Genomic DNA, 14,886 nt, shown 5'->3' with positions numbered 1-14,886 from the left:
ACTATGATCGTTGCAACAAATAAAGTGGTAAAAATGCATTATTCAGTCATGGATAATGACAAAAACTCTATCGATAACTCATTTGATGGTGAGCCACTAATCTTTATCGTTGGTACCGGTTACTTAATTCAAGGCCTAGAAGATGCCCTACAAGGTAAAAAAGCGGGCGACACACTCAGTGTTACTGTGCCACCAGAGCAAGGTTATGGCGAACGCCATGATGATCTGATGCAAGCAGTACCAAAGTCGATGTTTGAAGGTATGGAAATTGAAGTTGGTATGCAATTTCGTGCCTCAACAGATGACGGCGATCAATCTGTAATGATCATTGATATTCAAGAAGAAGATGTAATTGTTGATGGTAATAACCCACTCGCTGGCATCACTTTAAACTTTGATGTAGAAATACTTGAAGTGCGTGATGCAACAGCAGACGAACTAGAGCATGGCCATGTTCATGGTGATGGCGGCTGTGGTCACGATCACTAATATCGACTTAAACCGACAATAAAAAAAGCGCTACTGCGCTTTTTTTATATCTATAATTTAATCAAACGAGTGTCGGCTCTGCTATTGGCTCGCTTATCTTACCCGCCAACGCTGCCAGTAAACCATCTTGGTCGTTAGTTCCCAAGCGATATTGGCTACCATCTTTTAAAGTTAGCTGTACTGCGCTAAATCCTGACACTGTGTATACCCAACCATCATGGGTAATACGTAAGCCAATACCATGACGAAAAGAATTTTCTACTGCTTTAGCTTCAATAATATCCACTAGCTGCAACTTATCACCAAACACACCAGGACCAAAACCCCAGCTAATTTGGCTGTCATCAACTTTAATGGTTAAACCATGGAACAAAAAACCCACCAGCACTAAAATCGCTGCAAATACCATTAACGGCATATCGGCACCAATTAAATACCAAGCTAAACCAACAAAGCTGGCAATCCAGCTTAGAATAACAAAAATGAACAGTGCAAATTGCTTATGCTGATACATAACACTCTCTAAAATATTAAAAACTATAAACTAATGTCGCACTTAGTTCTGAATCAAACTTTAACTTGTCGTCTTCCGGCTTAGAATTATAACGATATAAATAAGTAAACTTTAATGATATAGCACCCATCACTTGGCTGATCAATGATGTTTCTGACTTTAATCGTGAGTTTAATCCTGACAATGATTGCTCAATACTTAAATCTTGATTGAAACGTGTTCGAGTCGAGACCGTACGCTCCCACTGCAGTGCTAAACGTAATAAATAGCCGGTTTTGGTTTTGTCTTGCTCATCTTCAAGCTCAGCATCATCTTGCGCCACCGAGCGGTATAAACCAGGCCCTATATCAAAATCAACTTGGTTTTTTACCCCTTGATACAAACGGTTACCATAACCTGCCGCAAGCGTACTTTTAAACTCAAGACCACTGAATTCATCTTCTTCATAATCACCATACATAAAGAATGAGGCGTTTTTTACCCCAACTTTATAGTTGCCCTGCGCAGAGAAAAATATACGGTTTGCCGAGACTTCATCATTACCAGTAGCATCGTTACGATCACGTTTATATAAACTATCTATTTTGAATTGATTACGCCATTTATCAAGGTCTTGATATAAGTTACCTTTGAACTTAAAACTGGTCGAGTTAGTATTACCGCGACTAACAATAAGTCCAAATTCAGTATCCCCGTATAATAGTTCGCCTTGATGGATTTTATGGATCTCTTCATCTGAGAGTTGACCATACTCATGAAAGTCTTCAAAAGGATCAACTGCCCAGACTTTAAAGCTAAGCAGGCAGCCCAACAACAGCAGTATCCTAATCACTGTTCGCTCACTGTGTTGATATTTAAAACAAGGCTGTTTTCACTAAGATACTGCATCTAGATTATTCGCTATCTTTCCATAATATATGACAAAACGGCGCATCTTTATCACGGCTAATCAAAATTTTAGCAAATAGAATATCTTGATTATCGAATTCAAGTCCCACTAACACCTGAATAAATAATTCTGGCTCTATTTCTAATGCAACAAAATCTTGCCATTGATCATCAGGCTCGCCTTCTTCAATAAAGCCAAGCTCTTCTCGATGCTGGTTAAAATCATCAACATCTTGCTCACTAAGGTTATCTGGGGCTAACTCTAAAAAGATATCGTAAGCTTGATGCGTTACTTCTTCTTCACTGTATAAACGGGGTCCTGTCATTGCCATAAACCTTTCATGATGCTAATGCCAGATATAGTATCAAACCTCAGCAAATTTTTGACAAAAAAAAGCCAGGTTTCCCTGACTTTTTTTATACAAAGCTTATTTTACGCTTACGAAGTCGCTGTACCCTTTATTTTTTCGCGCATTGACTGCACCAAACTATAAAATAACGGCACCAACAAAGTACCCAATATAGTCGCTGCTAACATGCCGGCTAGCACAGTGACACCCAGCGATACACGGCTTCCCGCTCCAGCGCCAGTTGCAAATACTAACGGTAATACACCTAATACAAATGAAAGAGCCGTCATTAATACCGCACGAAACCTCATTTTAGCTGCACTAAGAGCCGCATCAAAAATACTCTTACCTGCAAGGCGTTCTTCCATCGCAAATTCTACAATCAAAATTGCAGTTTTGGTCGACATACCGATAAGCAGTACTAACCCCACTTGCGCATAAATATTATTTTCTATACCCAAAACGTATAACGCTAACATTGCACCAAACATTGCCAGTGGAATCGCTGCTATAACTGAAAAAGGGATCGTCCAACTTTCATATTGTGCAACCAAGAACAAGTAAACAAATAGAACGGCCAAAGCAAATAGCAACGGTGCCATATTGCCAGCTTCAATTTCTTGTTTAGATTGCCCTGCCCATTCAAATACATAGCCATTAGGTAACTGCTTAGCTAGCTCTTCCATGGCAGCTATTGCATCACCACTTGAGAACCCCGCAGCTGCTTGACCACTAATACTCGCACTACGATATAAATTGAAGTGCTTGAGGGTTGTTGGCCCAAGAATTGGTTCAAGTTTAGCAAGTGTCGTTAATGGCACCATGTCGCCTTCATTGTTACGCACAAAATAATGCTGCAAGTCTGAGGGATTTTTACGGAACTCACTCTCAGCTTGCATGATTACTTTGTAAGTACGGCTAAACTGATTGAAATCGTTAATATATAATGAACCGAGCTGGGCTTGCAGCGTTAAGAATATGTCACTTAATGCAACCCCTTGAGCTTTAGCTTTATTGCGATCTATCTCTAAAAAGTACTGCGGTACATTTGCTCTAAAAGTACTGTACACATTACTCAAGCTTGGATGTTGGTTCGCTTCATATACCAGCCCATTAAGTACTTGTGCCAACTCAATAGGATCTCGGCCTTCACTGTCTTGCAGACGAAACTCAAAACCAGCGCTATTACCCAAACCAGGAATTGGCGGCGGGTTAAATACCATTATCTGCGCATCAGGCATAGCCCACATTTTTCCCATCAAACGACCAATCACTGACTTTAAGCCAAGTTCAGTACTAGTGCGTTCTTCCCAGTCTTTTAAAATAACAATACCTAAAGCATTATTTGAACCCGCCCCGCCAATCAAAGAAAAACCGGATACAGCAATAAAATCGGTTGCAGCTGGTTCTTGTTTAATAATATCACCTATTTTATGCATCACATCAACAGTGCGTCCCGAAGCCGCCGCATCTGGTAATTGCACATCTACAAATACAAAGCCTTGGTCTTCGGCTGGGACAAAGCCTGTTGGAACGCTTTTAGCAAGCCAACCTGCCGCTACAAAAATAACTAAGGCAAAAATAGCCATTCTCGCTGAGCGTTTTAGAATAAAGTGGATAATTTTAGAATAGATGGAGGTTGATTTAACAATGCCTTTTTCAACTGGCGCTAGCCATTTTATCGGTTTCATTGACTTTTCAGTTAACAATAAGGCACATAAAGCTGGGCTTAGGGTTAATGCGTTAACGGACGAAATTAATACCGCAAACGAAATCGTTACAGAAAACTGCTTATAAAGCTCCCCAGTAATACCTGGCATGAAGCCTACTGGCACAAATACAGCTAATAAAACTAGGGTGGTCGCAATTATAGGCCCGGTTACTTGCTCCATCGCTTTAGTGACAGCCTCTTTAATCGGCAGCTTTTCTTCTTTGAGGATCCGCTCAACATTCTCAATTACAATAATTGCATCATCTACCACAATACCGATCGCTAGCACTAAACCAAATAAGGTGATTAAGTTAATTGAGTAACCCATAGCCATCATAAAAGCAAACGTGCCCACCAACGATACTGGAATGGCAATAGTTGGAATAAGTGTCGCGCGCCAATTTTGTAAAAACAAAAACACCACTAAAACAACCAGGCCAACAGCTTGAAATAATGTAACAATCACTTCTTCGATTGAGCGATTGATAAACTCTGTCGTATCGTATGGTATTGAGTATTCAACACCATCTGGTAATTGCTTAGCAAGCTCTACCATGGTGGCTTTAACATCACTTGCCACTTGCGTTGCATTGGCATCTGTTAATTGGTAAATAACTATAAAAGCAGTATCTTGCTGGTTTAACTTAGCTGTAGTGCTGTAATCTGCTGAGCCAAGTTCAATGCGAGCAATATCAGTCAAACGTACAAAGTTACCATCTTGATTAGCACGAATAATTGTTTGGCCAAATTCATCTGGAGTTTTTAAACGCCCTTTAGCCTGAATTGAATATTCAAACTGCTGACTTGGTGAGCTCGGTGCCGCACCTAACTTACCAGCTGCAACTATAGTGTTCTGCTCTTGTAATGCCGCCCTAACTTCGCCTACTGTCAGCCCTAACGCCGCCATTTTATCTGGGCGTAACCACAATCGCATTGAGTAGGTTTTCTCACCCATAACTTCAGCCGATGCCACGCCTTTAATTCGGCCCAGCGGTTCAGTTAAGTAGTTTGTTGCATAGTTACTTAAAAAAATGGCATCAATGTTTGCTTGGCTAGAATACAAGTTAATACCCAATAACATTGAACTGGATTTTTTCTTAACCGATACACCTTGGCGGGTTACTTCGCTGGGTAACCCCGGTTCAGCTAAGGCAACACGGTTTTGCACATTTACTTGAGCAATATCAGTATCCGTGCCCACCTTAAAGTATACCGTAATCGTAGCCGTGCCATTATTACTGGAGCTGGACTCGATATACATCATATCTTTGACACCATTGACTTGCTCTTCAATGGGCCTGACCACTGACTCTTCCACTATTTGCGCACTGGCACCTGGGTAAACTGCGGTGATCTGTATTTGCGGTGGAGTAATCTCGGGATACATATTAACTGGCAGCAAACCCATGGAAATCAAACCCGCTAGCGTAATCACTATCGAAATGACTAGGGCAAATTTAGGCCGCGCGATAAACGTTTTACTTATCATGTGCGTTTCCTTTAGTTTGCAGCGTCTGGTTGGCTAGAAATTGTACCTGTGGTGTGATCGACCTTTTTTTCGACTGGTTTAACTTCGACCCCTTGACGTACTTTTTGTAAACCTTCAACAATCACTTGCTCACCTTCTTCAAGACCCGATTTAACGACCCACATCGCATTGATACGCCGTCCTAATTGCACAATACGCGTTGCAACTTTATTATCTTCACCCACTACTAATACAAATTTACCTTGTTGATTTTCTTGTACTGCAGCTTGAGGAATAAGTGCTTGCAGTTGCTTATCTTTACTTTCAACAATTAAGGTGACAAATAAGCCTGGCATTATAATGTTCTGTGGATTAGCGAATGTAGCTCTTAATTCAACAGTGCCAGTACTGCGATCAATTTTCGTATCGGCAAAATCTAACTGCCCTTTTGATCCTAAGTCCGAGTTATTTGGCAAACGCAGGGATAAATCTATTGGTACATTTTGAGGGTTATTAGCACTATCTTGATGTTTTTGACGATAACTAATGTAATCGCCTTCTTCGACCTGGAAATTAACATAAATTGGATCCACATCAGTCAATTCCGCCAATTCATTTGAGGAAGGGCTAACAATGTTGCCTACGTCATAATTAACCTTACCGATACGCCCTGCAAACGGCGCTTTTATCTCGGTGTAACTTAGATTTAATTTTGCTTTTTCAAGGCTGGCCTTTGCAGAAATAACAGCAGCAGCGGCTTGCTCATATTTAGTGGTTAATTTATCTAAATCAGATTGTGAAATAAACCCTTGTGCAGCAACTTCTTTACCGCGTTTTAAATCACGAGACGCACCATCTTCACCAGCAAGTTTACTTTTTAAGTCTGCTTCAATTTCAGCAACAGAGGATTGGTATTCACTTGGGTCAATTCTTAGTAATAACTGTCCTTTTTCAACAAATGAGCCTTCATCAAAATGACGTTCAATTAATTCCCCCTCAACACGAGCGCGAATTTTTACTTCCTGATGAGCTTCCGTGCGAGCAACAAACTCTCGATAATTCCCCACCTCTTGGGTAACAACATTAAATACTGAAACCGCGGGAGGTGGAGCGACTTGTTTGGTAGCGTTATCATCTGAACAACCAGCTAAAAAAGCGATTAATGTTGTACCAACTACCCCTTTGATCGCTAATGACATGTAAGTTCCTAAAATGCTAGGCGTGAACCTTTTTAGCATGGTTTATCTCCTTGGTAGCTGCGCAACTACCTTTATGTATGTATTTAAATTATCCTTAAACGTCAAGTTACGTTCAGAGGCTATTATTGGCTGATTATATAACAAGCCACTCGATTAAAAATATAGACCAATTTGTAATCATTTGTATCTCAAGTTAATAATAACTGACTCTAAAACAGCTTGTTTTTCAAAAAAGCCACGCTTTACATCAATTCAATTAACTCGTAAGCTAAACTGAAACAGGTCAGAGGAGTTGACATGATTAACTTTGAAACACAACAGGCAATCGCCTTCGTTACATTATCCCGAAAAGATAAACAAAATGCGTTGAATTTTGTCATGTTCAAACAGCTGACAAGTATTATTAAAAAAATTAAAAAAGACCCGACTATCCGCGCTGTCGTTATTCAAGGTGATGGTGAGCATTTTTGTGCTGGACTGGATGTTGCTGCCGTTATGAAAAGTCCCATAAATATTGCCAAGTTGCTATTTAAATGGTTGCCGGGTAACTGTAATTTAGCGCAGCAAGTTGTGCTGGGTTGGCAATCACTAAGTGTGCCGGTATTCGCAGTCGTCCAAGGTAATTGCTTTGGTGGTGGCCTGCAAATAGCTCTTGGGGCTGATTATCGGATTGTGCACCCAGATGCTAAATTAGCCATTATGGAAGCGCGCTGGGGACTATGCCCTGATATGGGTGCAAATGTTGTACTACCTAGCTTACTAAAACGTGACGATGCCATGTGGCTTGCCAGTCATGCAGATCCTATTAGTGCTGATAAAGCGCTGCAATTAGGGTTAATAACCGAAGTAAATGCGGATCCAAAACAACGCTGTTTAGCAATGATCAATACCTTATTAGCTCGCTCACCGGATACTTTAGCGGCAATAAAACGCGTTACTCAACAAAGTTTTAACACTCCAAGAAGACAAATTTTAGCAAAAGAAACCATTAGCCAAATTCGTCTGCTTATTAACAGCAATACAAAAAAGGCCATTGCAAAAGCCAAAGGCGCCGATAACATTGAGTATCAAAATAGTAAACGTTGGTAACAAATTCACTTAATATCAACGCTAAGCAATAAGTCGCATAGTTTTCAACAAGCAAATATGATGAAGTATAATACGACCTGTAGTGAGTAAATAATCAATGGATCCCCGACCCCAAGTGCTTAAAAAAATCTTCCCTTATTTACTCAGCAGCTGTTTGATTTTGGGTTGTTTGGCGATAGCAAAAATAATCATGCACTGGCTGCAAGGCAGCTTTCCAGCCCCCCTCTTAGCGATGCTAATGCTACTTACGTTACTTTTAACAAACGTAGTTAAAGAGCATCACTTAACTCCCTGTGCTAAGCCATTATTAAATGTCATGCCGCTTTTTTTCATCCCTGCTGGAGTTGGTTTTATCGAACACCTTGAGATCATCGCCCTGCAATGGCAATTTCTCAGTGCAGTTTTCATTTTGGTGCCATTGACCAGCTTACTGCTTATCGCAACGGTGATCAGTGTATTTAAAGGCAGGATTGAACATGATTGATCTATGGTGGTTAAGTATTCCTGTAATTATCACGCTGTTTTTAGGATTAAGGAAGCTCAATACAACCATTAACAATCCTTTATTAAAAGCGCTGACTAATCCCGTTTTTATCACTATTACGCTTATAGCCATATTACTAGTGAGTTTTTCACTGCCCTACTCGCAATTTGCCAGCCATAGCCGGTTATTAAGCTATTTACTGGAGCCTGCCATTGTTGCGCTTGCATTACCGCTATATCAACAATTTGTGCATATACGAAGAAATCTCCTGCTGATTGTTGGCTGCTGTAGTTTGGGCATAGTCAATGCCACTGTGGTTGCAACCTTACTCAGTGCCGCATTTAATGTGCCTGCACAATTAGCAGCATCTGTTGCCGCTTTATCGGTCACTACTCCCATTACTCTATTAGTGACTGATTCACTCGGAGGCATTGCTTCGTTGGCAGCTGCGATGGTGATTTTTATCGGCTTATTAGGTGCTTTGTTCGCGCTACTTATTCTTCGTCAGGTGGGCATTTATAACCATCAGGCACAAGGCGTTGCGATTGGTACTGCATTTCATGCAATAGGCACCGCCGCCGCACTTGTTGAGCATCCGCGTATTGGTGCATTTGCTTCAGTGGCAATGGCACTGAGCGCATTACTTACCGCTTTAATCGTACCATTACTTTATCCTTTTTTGAGTCAAGCTCTGCTATGATGAAATAGTTTAACCACTTTATTTATGGATAATAGATGATCAGTACAGAAATCCAACAAGTTGAAAAATACTACACCATGATCAGTGAGTACCTCGTTAAGTACAGCATGCAATTAGTTGGCGCATTGTTGATCTTGATTTTTGGTTTGTGGGTGGCACAAAAAATATCTAAGATGATTGCCGCTTTAATGGCGCGTAATAATATTGATATTACTCTCACTAATTTTGTCAGTAATGTAGTGAAAGTATTGTTTATCGTTATGTTCATTATTATTGCGCTAGGTAAAATTGGCATAAGTGTCACACCTTTTGTCGCTGCAATTGGTGCAGCTTCTCTTGGTGCTGGTTTAGCATTGCAAGGGATGTTATCAAATTATGGCGCAGGCTTGGCTATTATTGCCACCCGCCCCTTTATCGTTGGTGACACGATTGAAGTTAAAAATGTCAGCGGCCAAGTAAAAACCATTGAGCTAGGTTACACCATTTTGATCAATGAAGAAAAAGTCGAAATTACTATTCCTAACAAACACATCGTTGGCGAAATACTGCATAACTCATTTAATTATTCATTGGTCAAAGGTGAAATTGATATTGCCTATAATGCCAGTGCTGAGCATGCTATAGAGCTTATAGAAAACGTATTGAAAGACCATGAGTTAGTCGCAAATGAACCGCTATCACAAGTTGGCATTGAACGGTTTGCTGAAAGTGGAGTAACTATTAGTTACCGCTACTGGGTGCCGACGACGAAAATAATTGAAACCAAGCTGGCCGTAAACGGTGGTGTATATAGTGCGATTCAAGGTGCGGATATTGAAATTCCATTCCCACAACGAATTGTTACCATTAATAAAAATGAACTAAATAGCTAATTTTTAAAGGATAAAAATGCGGAGCCGTTCAGTATGTACAGCTAAATACATTGCTTTAATTATTCTTATTATACTTTGCTGGTCAGAGCAATTTAACAGCTATGTCATGGATTTTCTTGACCAAACCTTAGTGCAGTCATCATTAGTTTATGCTTCTGCGCGCAGTGTTAACGGCATTATTTCTTTATTGCAGTCGGCTGAAGTCGGTATTGGTATAGCCAGCATAGCGCCTGCACAATTGCTTGATCCGGTGAACGATTTAGCCGAATACATTGCCGATGCGATGCGCATATCATTAGGCTCACTGTTTATCCAGCGGATTTTATTTACTATTTCATCAGGGGTATTTTTTAGCACCTTGTTTACCGCCAGCGTCATTAGTTATTTAGTCTGTGATTATTTTGGGTATTTAAAACAGCTTAAAGGTAAGTTACTCGCTAGCCTGATTTTAGTGCGGTTTTTAATTCCATTTGTAGTACTTGCAACTGGGCTTGCCAGCCAAGCCTTTCTAGATGAAGAAATTAATTATCAAAATCAATATGTTGAAAAGACCGTTGACACACTTAGCGTACAGGCTAATGCAACCTCCACACTATCAGCACAACTGAGCGCAAAAATTAACAGTGACAAGCAAACAACTCTCGATGAACTCGAACTTATTGCCGTTCAGCAACAACAATTAAAAGCAATTATTACAGATAACCAACAGCAGCTTGAGCAATTAAATAAGCAAATTGACGCCATTCAAACGACCCGCAGTTTAGCCGAAAAACTCACCTTAACAGAGCTTCCCGAGGCTAAACAATTACTGCAAAAACAACGCGAGTTAAAGCAACAACAAGCATCTATCAACAATCAGTTCGCCGCGTTATATCAACAGAAAGCTCAACTGCAACAACAGCTGCATGATTATAACGACCAACTAGCAGGTAATTCTGGCAATTTAATTAGCAAAGTCGTTGATACCGTTACCACTGGCATTACAGATATGGCTAATTCTTTAGAGGGCTTATTTATTGAATTTTTAAACTTAGTGTCGTTACTAATCATCAAATTATTTATCATGCCTTTGCTCTTCTTATATTTATTTAGTAAGGCATTTAAAGCTATTTGGCAACGTTCCGTGCTGCAAGCATTAGCGCAAATGAAAACAGAAATACACACCACCATCACAGAAAAATAACCGCTATATCATGCTTAGGGTCACATCAGCTCAGCATGAAAGCGATGCCCTAATGGGTCATTTTAAAACTAACAATTAAAAATTAAAACCAATAAAAACAGACAGATAAAATAAAAAGCATTGAATGAAAGGAAACCTAAATAGCTTTACTCTCACTGCAGAAGTCTTTCTTTTGTCACGGTTTTGTCATAAAAGTTATTTAGCTTGCATCGCATACATGGCTAACTTAGGACTTTACTCGTGCCAACACTTAAACCACTTGCTTATGCACTGAGCATATTAACACTCACAGCAACATTAGGCGCTTGCAGCAGCCAAGATGTTAATTCCACTCAACCAAGCCAAACTACACTAAAGCTTAACAGCGCACCATTTTGGCAACAAAATAATGCTCAAGGATCGCAAGCTGCTTGGCTTTTTGATGATGCATGGTTACTAGCCAGTGAAAGCCAAGGCTTAATTGTAGTAGAGCAAAATAAACAACATAGCGAAGTACTTAACGCGGGTAGCTTTGAAACTCTGTCAGTGCGTACTATTGGCGATAATCGCTTTTTAGTGACCAGTATTGATAACGAACGTGATCTGGTTGCCGTTTTCACCCTAACTAAAAGTAGCGGCAACTGGCAGCTAACGGAGCACACATCGATTGTTGCACCACAAGCAAAACCTGAAGCGGTCTGCCTATTTAACAATCACAATACGGGGAGTATTTCTGCTTTTGTTGCTGATGTTCGCGGCTTAATGCGCGAAACCTTAATTTATAACTTTGCCACAGAGCAAACCACTAACATTGCGGTCCGAGAATTTGCCGGTGTAAATGAAGCTGCGGGTTGTGCGGTTAATGATGTAAGCCAACAATTATTTATCAGTGAAGAAGAACTTGGCATTTGGCAAATGAACGCCAATGCAGAATCTTCAGCGAGTAAACAACCTCTTACCATGGTTGCTCCCTTTGGTGAACTGGCCAGCGGTATTGGCGCATTAACCACCAGCACTGATGGCAGCCTCTGGTTTACTAGCAGCAGCAATAACACCCTATACCGATATAATCCAGAGCAAGGTATACAACAAAAGTGGCGTGTCTCTGGAGATCTCAGTATTGGTTCTGTGGTAATTGATAATAACGCCACTACTGCTCAAGCCATTATGTATGACGATGAAAGTGGCGCGTACCGCAGCAGCCAGTTAATTTTAGACCCAATCACCAGTACGACAAAAACCAACACCACCACTGCAAAAACAGCACATGTGTATGCAAAAGTGCAAACGACACCAGTTGCAGCATTTGGTGATGCCGCAGACGATCCAGCCATCTGGGTGCATCCAACCGACGCCGCTAAAAGCTTGATCATTGGCACCGATAAACGTCGCGGACTGATGATCTATAACTTAGCTGGAGAGCAAATTCAAAGCCTTGACGTAGGTAGAGTTAACAATGTTGACGTTCGTCAAAGTAGTAATATCAACAACCCAACTCACACTCTAATTGCAGCCAGTAACCGTAGTGAAAATAGCATTAGTTTGTTCACTGTCGACATACAAAACAGCGTACACCACTTAGGTAGCGTCGCTACCAATTTGAGTGAGATTTATGGCTTATGCATGTATTCATCGAAATCAGGTGACTATGTATTTGTGAATGATAAATCAGGGTTATATCAGCAATATAAAATAACCAGCCAACAGCAACAAGTCTCGGGCAAACTGGTGCGCGAATTTAATCTACCTAGCCAACCAGAAGGCTGTAGTAGTGACGATAAAAATGGGGAACTTTTTGCCGGTGAGGAAGACGCTGGTATTTGGTTTATCCAAGCAGAGCCTGATTCACAGCAAGCGCCTATTTTATTGCAATCCGTGAATGAAATGCTAGTTGATGATGTAGAAGGTATGGAGATTTATCATGGTAAAGACGAGCGCTTATTAGTGGTATCTAGCCAAGGTGACGATAGTTATGTCGTGTATCGCATAAATAAAGGTGAAAAACACCCTACCCTTGAGTTTGTCAGTAAGTTTAATATTCTTGCAAACTTAAATAACGGTATTGATGGCGTGTCAGAAACCGATGGCTTAACCGTTACAGCTAAACCGCTGCCTGGCTACCCTCTTGGCGTATTAATAGTGCAAGATGGCTACAATCGTATGCCACAGCAACCACAAAATTTTAAACTGGTGGATTGGCGCCAAGTACATTCACTTATCCATGGCGATGTTAAGTAAACTAAACAAATATAGCCGTCACTTGGCGGCTATATTACCGTTGTTAACCACCAAATAACTAACACCAAAACAGTCAAACCAAGCATTGCTTTGGTTTTATGTTTTGTAATAATTCGCTCTGCTTGATTGCCAGCATAATACACCACCAGCGCCAGACCAAAATACCGAATTGAACGGGCAATAGTCGTCGCAATTAAAAACATTATTAATGAATATTTGGTCGCACCCGCTGCGAGCATAGCTATTTGAAAAGGGATTGGCACTATCCCCAACATTATTACAAACCAAAAACCTTGCTGCTGCATTTGTTGTTCTACGTGTTCAAACTGCTCTGGATTTGAAAAGGTATTGATCACCCAATCGCCAACCGCATCAAACAAGTAATAGCCAAGCGCGTAACCAAACAAGGCCCCAATAATACAGCCTAAAGTCGCCATTAAGGCTATCAGCCAAAGCTTTTCACGCCGCGCTTGCATCAACGGCACCAATACTGCTTCAAGAGGAATAGGAACTATTGTTGACTCTAAAAATGAAGCCGCCGTTATGCTGGTTAACATATGCTTTGAATCAATAAATTGTCGTGTTTTTTGCTTTAAGCGCTGCATAACAGCCATAGTATCACCTTGGTAGTGCTTATAAGTTATATTTATAAGCATATTGCAAGCTCAATACCAGCCTTGCATAATTAATAAGTACATTGTTTTATAAGCATTTTTTAATAAAATTTAACAGGAACAGGCAAATAAATTTAACTGATAGTGTAAAAACCCCCAATTAAAATTGTAAATTTTACTGTAATCAATCGCTTAGGGATTAAGCAATGTAATATTGGCTACGGCCGCTATTTTTCGCTTTGTACAAGGCTTGATCAGCACGTTTAACTACCTCATTAAACGCTTCTTCTGGGGCCTTAAATGACACACCAATACTTACACTTACCGTTCGATTAGCAGCAAGTTCAATGGTATGTGCAAGTGATAGTAATTGCTCACTTAAATCGCAGGCTTTTGGTCGGTTATCACCGGGCAGGTATATTGCAAACTCTTCACCACCTAAACGTGCAAAGACACTATTATTCGGTAAAGCTTTGGCATATAAAGATGATAATTCGATCAGTACTTGATCCCCCCTATCGTGACCAAACTGATCATTAATCACTTTAAAAAAATCGATATCAATAAGCAAAATTGTATACGGGGCTGATTGATTTTTTTGCATATATTGATAAAAGAATTGGCGGTTCGCTATTTGGGTTAAGTAATCAGTGATCAGCTCTTTTGATAACTGCTGCTGCACACTTGTTAAATCGCCTATAGTTAGCTTTAAACCATAACAAGTAAACAACATGCCTGCAGTACGTAAAACATCCTCAACATAAATACCAATAAACAAAGGCTGGATCAGCACTTCATCAAGTAGATCAAAGGTTAAACCCGCCGACCACAATAATAAACCGATGCTTAAATTAACATAAGCAAAAACTGATAAGTTGGCCCTTTGGACAATGATAAAAATAGCCACCACAATTAATAGGTTAATTGCGTCGGTAAGGACACCATTAAAAAAAATACTGTTATCTAATTCAGGATAGAAATAAATATACGAGGTAACTATTAAAAACAGAGTAACTACAAATACAGCTGAAAACACGTGTTGTAAGGTGTTTTTTGCCGTTTGTTGTTGAAGTTTATTATCACTGTATTTCATACACGTTTCGCTGAT

Annotated in this window: 14 protein-coding genes; 7 read left to right on the top strand and 7 right to left on the bottom strand. The window is 40.2% G+C overall.

What is annotated here, in order from left to right:
- The first annotated feature begins 3 nt into the window (after nt 1–3).
- A complete protein-coding gene (locus tag H5180_RS18215) occupies nt 4–489 on the top strand; it encodes a peptidylprolyl isomerase (RefSeq protein ID WP_145237619.1) in 486 nt (161 codons plus the stop codon).
- A 61-nt stretch (nt 490–550) separates the two neighbouring features.
- Here H5180_RS18215 and H5180_RS18210 read toward each other — a convergent pair whose 3' ends face one another.
- The 5 genes from H5180_RS18210 to H5180_RS18190 form a co-directional block, all read right to left on the bottom strand.
- The gene (locus tag H5180_RS18210) at nt 551–1,003 is read right to left on the bottom strand and encodes a hypothetical protein (protein ID WP_145237622.1); all 453 of its coding nucleotides are present in this window, start codon (nt 1,001–1,003) and stop codon (nt 551–553) included.
- Between the two features lie 16 nt (nt 1,004–1,019).
- Nucleotides 1,020–1,835, bottom strand: a complete 816-nt coding sequence (locus H5180_RS18205) for a DUF481 domain-containing protein (protein WP_145237626.1) — start codon at nt 1,833–1,835, stop codon at nt 1,020–1,022.
- Nucleotides 1,836–1,896: 61 nt separating this feature from the next.
- Nucleotides 1,897–2,217, bottom strand: coding sequence for an HI1450 family dsDNA-mimic protein (locus tag H5180_RS18200; RefSeq protein WP_145237630.1), 321 nt, complete (start codon nt 2,215–2,217; stop codon nt 1,897–1,899).
- A 113-nt stretch (nt 2,218–2,330) separates the two neighbouring features.
- Nucleotides 2,331–5,441, bottom strand: a complete 3,111-nt coding sequence (locus H5180_RS18195) for an efflux RND transporter permease subunit (protein WP_182758782.1) — start codon at nt 5,439–5,441, stop codon at nt 2,331–2,333.
- An 11-nt stretch (nt 5,442–5,452) separates the two neighbouring features.
- On the bottom strand, nt 5,453–6,619 hold the full coding sequence (locus H5180_RS18190) for an efflux RND transporter periplasmic adaptor subunit (RefSeq protein WP_182731872.1): 1,167 nt from the start codon (nt 6,617–6,619) through the stop codon (nt 5,453–5,455).
- 297 nt (nt 6,620–6,916) lie between these two features.
- On the opposite strand from H5180_RS18190, the gene H5180_RS18185 reads away from it, so the two are divergent.
- The 6 genes from H5180_RS18185 (at nt 6,917) to H5180_RS18160 (ending at nt 13,164) form a co-directional block, all read left to right on the top strand.
- Nucleotides 6,917–7,708: a crotonase/enoyl-CoA hydratase family protein gene (locus H5180_RS18185; protein ID WP_182716997.1), complete on the top strand. Its 792-nt coding sequence runs from the start codon at nt 6,917–6,919 to the stop codon at nt 7,706–7,708.
- A 97-nt stretch (nt 7,709–7,805) separates the two neighbouring features.
- Entirely contained in the window at nt 7,806–8,192 is a 387-nt protein-coding gene (locus H5180_RS18180; protein WP_145237642.1) for a CidA/LrgA family protein, read from the top strand.
- The gene (locus H5180_RS18175; RefSeq protein ID WP_182758781.1) at nt 8,185–8,892 is read left to right on the top strand and encodes an LrgB family protein; all 708 of its coding nucleotides are present in this window, start codon (nt 8,185–8,187) and stop codon (nt 8,890–8,892) included. The genes H5180_RS18180 and H5180_RS18175 overlap by 8 nt, the downstream gene beginning before the upstream one ends.
- 35 nt (nt 8,893–8,927) lie before the next feature.
- Nucleotides 8,928–9,764: a mechanosensitive ion channel family protein gene (locus H5180_RS18170; protein ID WP_182734488.1), complete on the top strand. Its 837-nt coding sequence runs from the start codon at nt 8,928–8,930 to the stop codon at nt 9,762–9,764.
- A 16-nt stretch (nt 9,765–9,780) separates the two neighbouring features.
- The gene (locus H5180_RS18165) at nt 9,781–10,947 is read left to right on the top strand and encodes a hypothetical protein (protein ID WP_145237652.1); all 1,167 of its coding nucleotides are present in this window, start codon (nt 9,781–9,783) and stop codon (nt 10,945–10,947) included.
- Nucleotides 10,948–11,187: 240 nt separating this feature from the next.
- Complete coding sequence (locus H5180_RS18160; RefSeq protein ID WP_182758780.1) at nt 11,188–13,164, top strand: phytase; 1,977 nt, start codon at nt 11,188–11,190, stop codon at nt 13,162–13,164.
- Nucleotides 13,165–13,193: 29 nt separating this feature from the next.
- Here H5180_RS18160 and H5180_RS18155 read toward each other — a convergent pair whose 3' ends face one another.
- Together H5180_RS18155 and H5180_RS23650 are read right to left on the bottom strand one after the other, a co-directional pair.
- Nucleotides 13,194–13,778 (bottom strand): YqaA family protein, encoded by a 585-nt coding sequence (locus tag H5180_RS18155; protein WP_145237660.1) that lies wholly within the window; start codon nt 13,776–13,778, stop codon nt 13,194–13,196.
- A gap of 199 nt (nt 13,779–13,977) precedes the next feature.
- On the bottom strand, nt 13,978–14,871 hold the full coding sequence (locus H5180_RS23650) for a GGDEF domain-containing protein (RefSeq protein WP_259398275.1): 894 nt from the start codon (nt 14,869–14,871) through the stop codon (nt 13,978–13,980).
- Nucleotides 14,872–14,886 lie beyond the last annotated feature (15 nt).

This window comes from Pseudoalteromonas sp. SR41-4 (assembly GCF_014163985.1).
In the GTDB taxonomy this organism is placed as follows: domain Bacteria; phylum Pseudomonadota; class Gammaproteobacteria; order Enterobacterales; family Alteromonadaceae; genus Pseudoalteromonas; species Pseudoalteromonas rhizosphaerae.
This window is presented reverse-complemented; position numbering and strand designations above follow the sequence as displayed.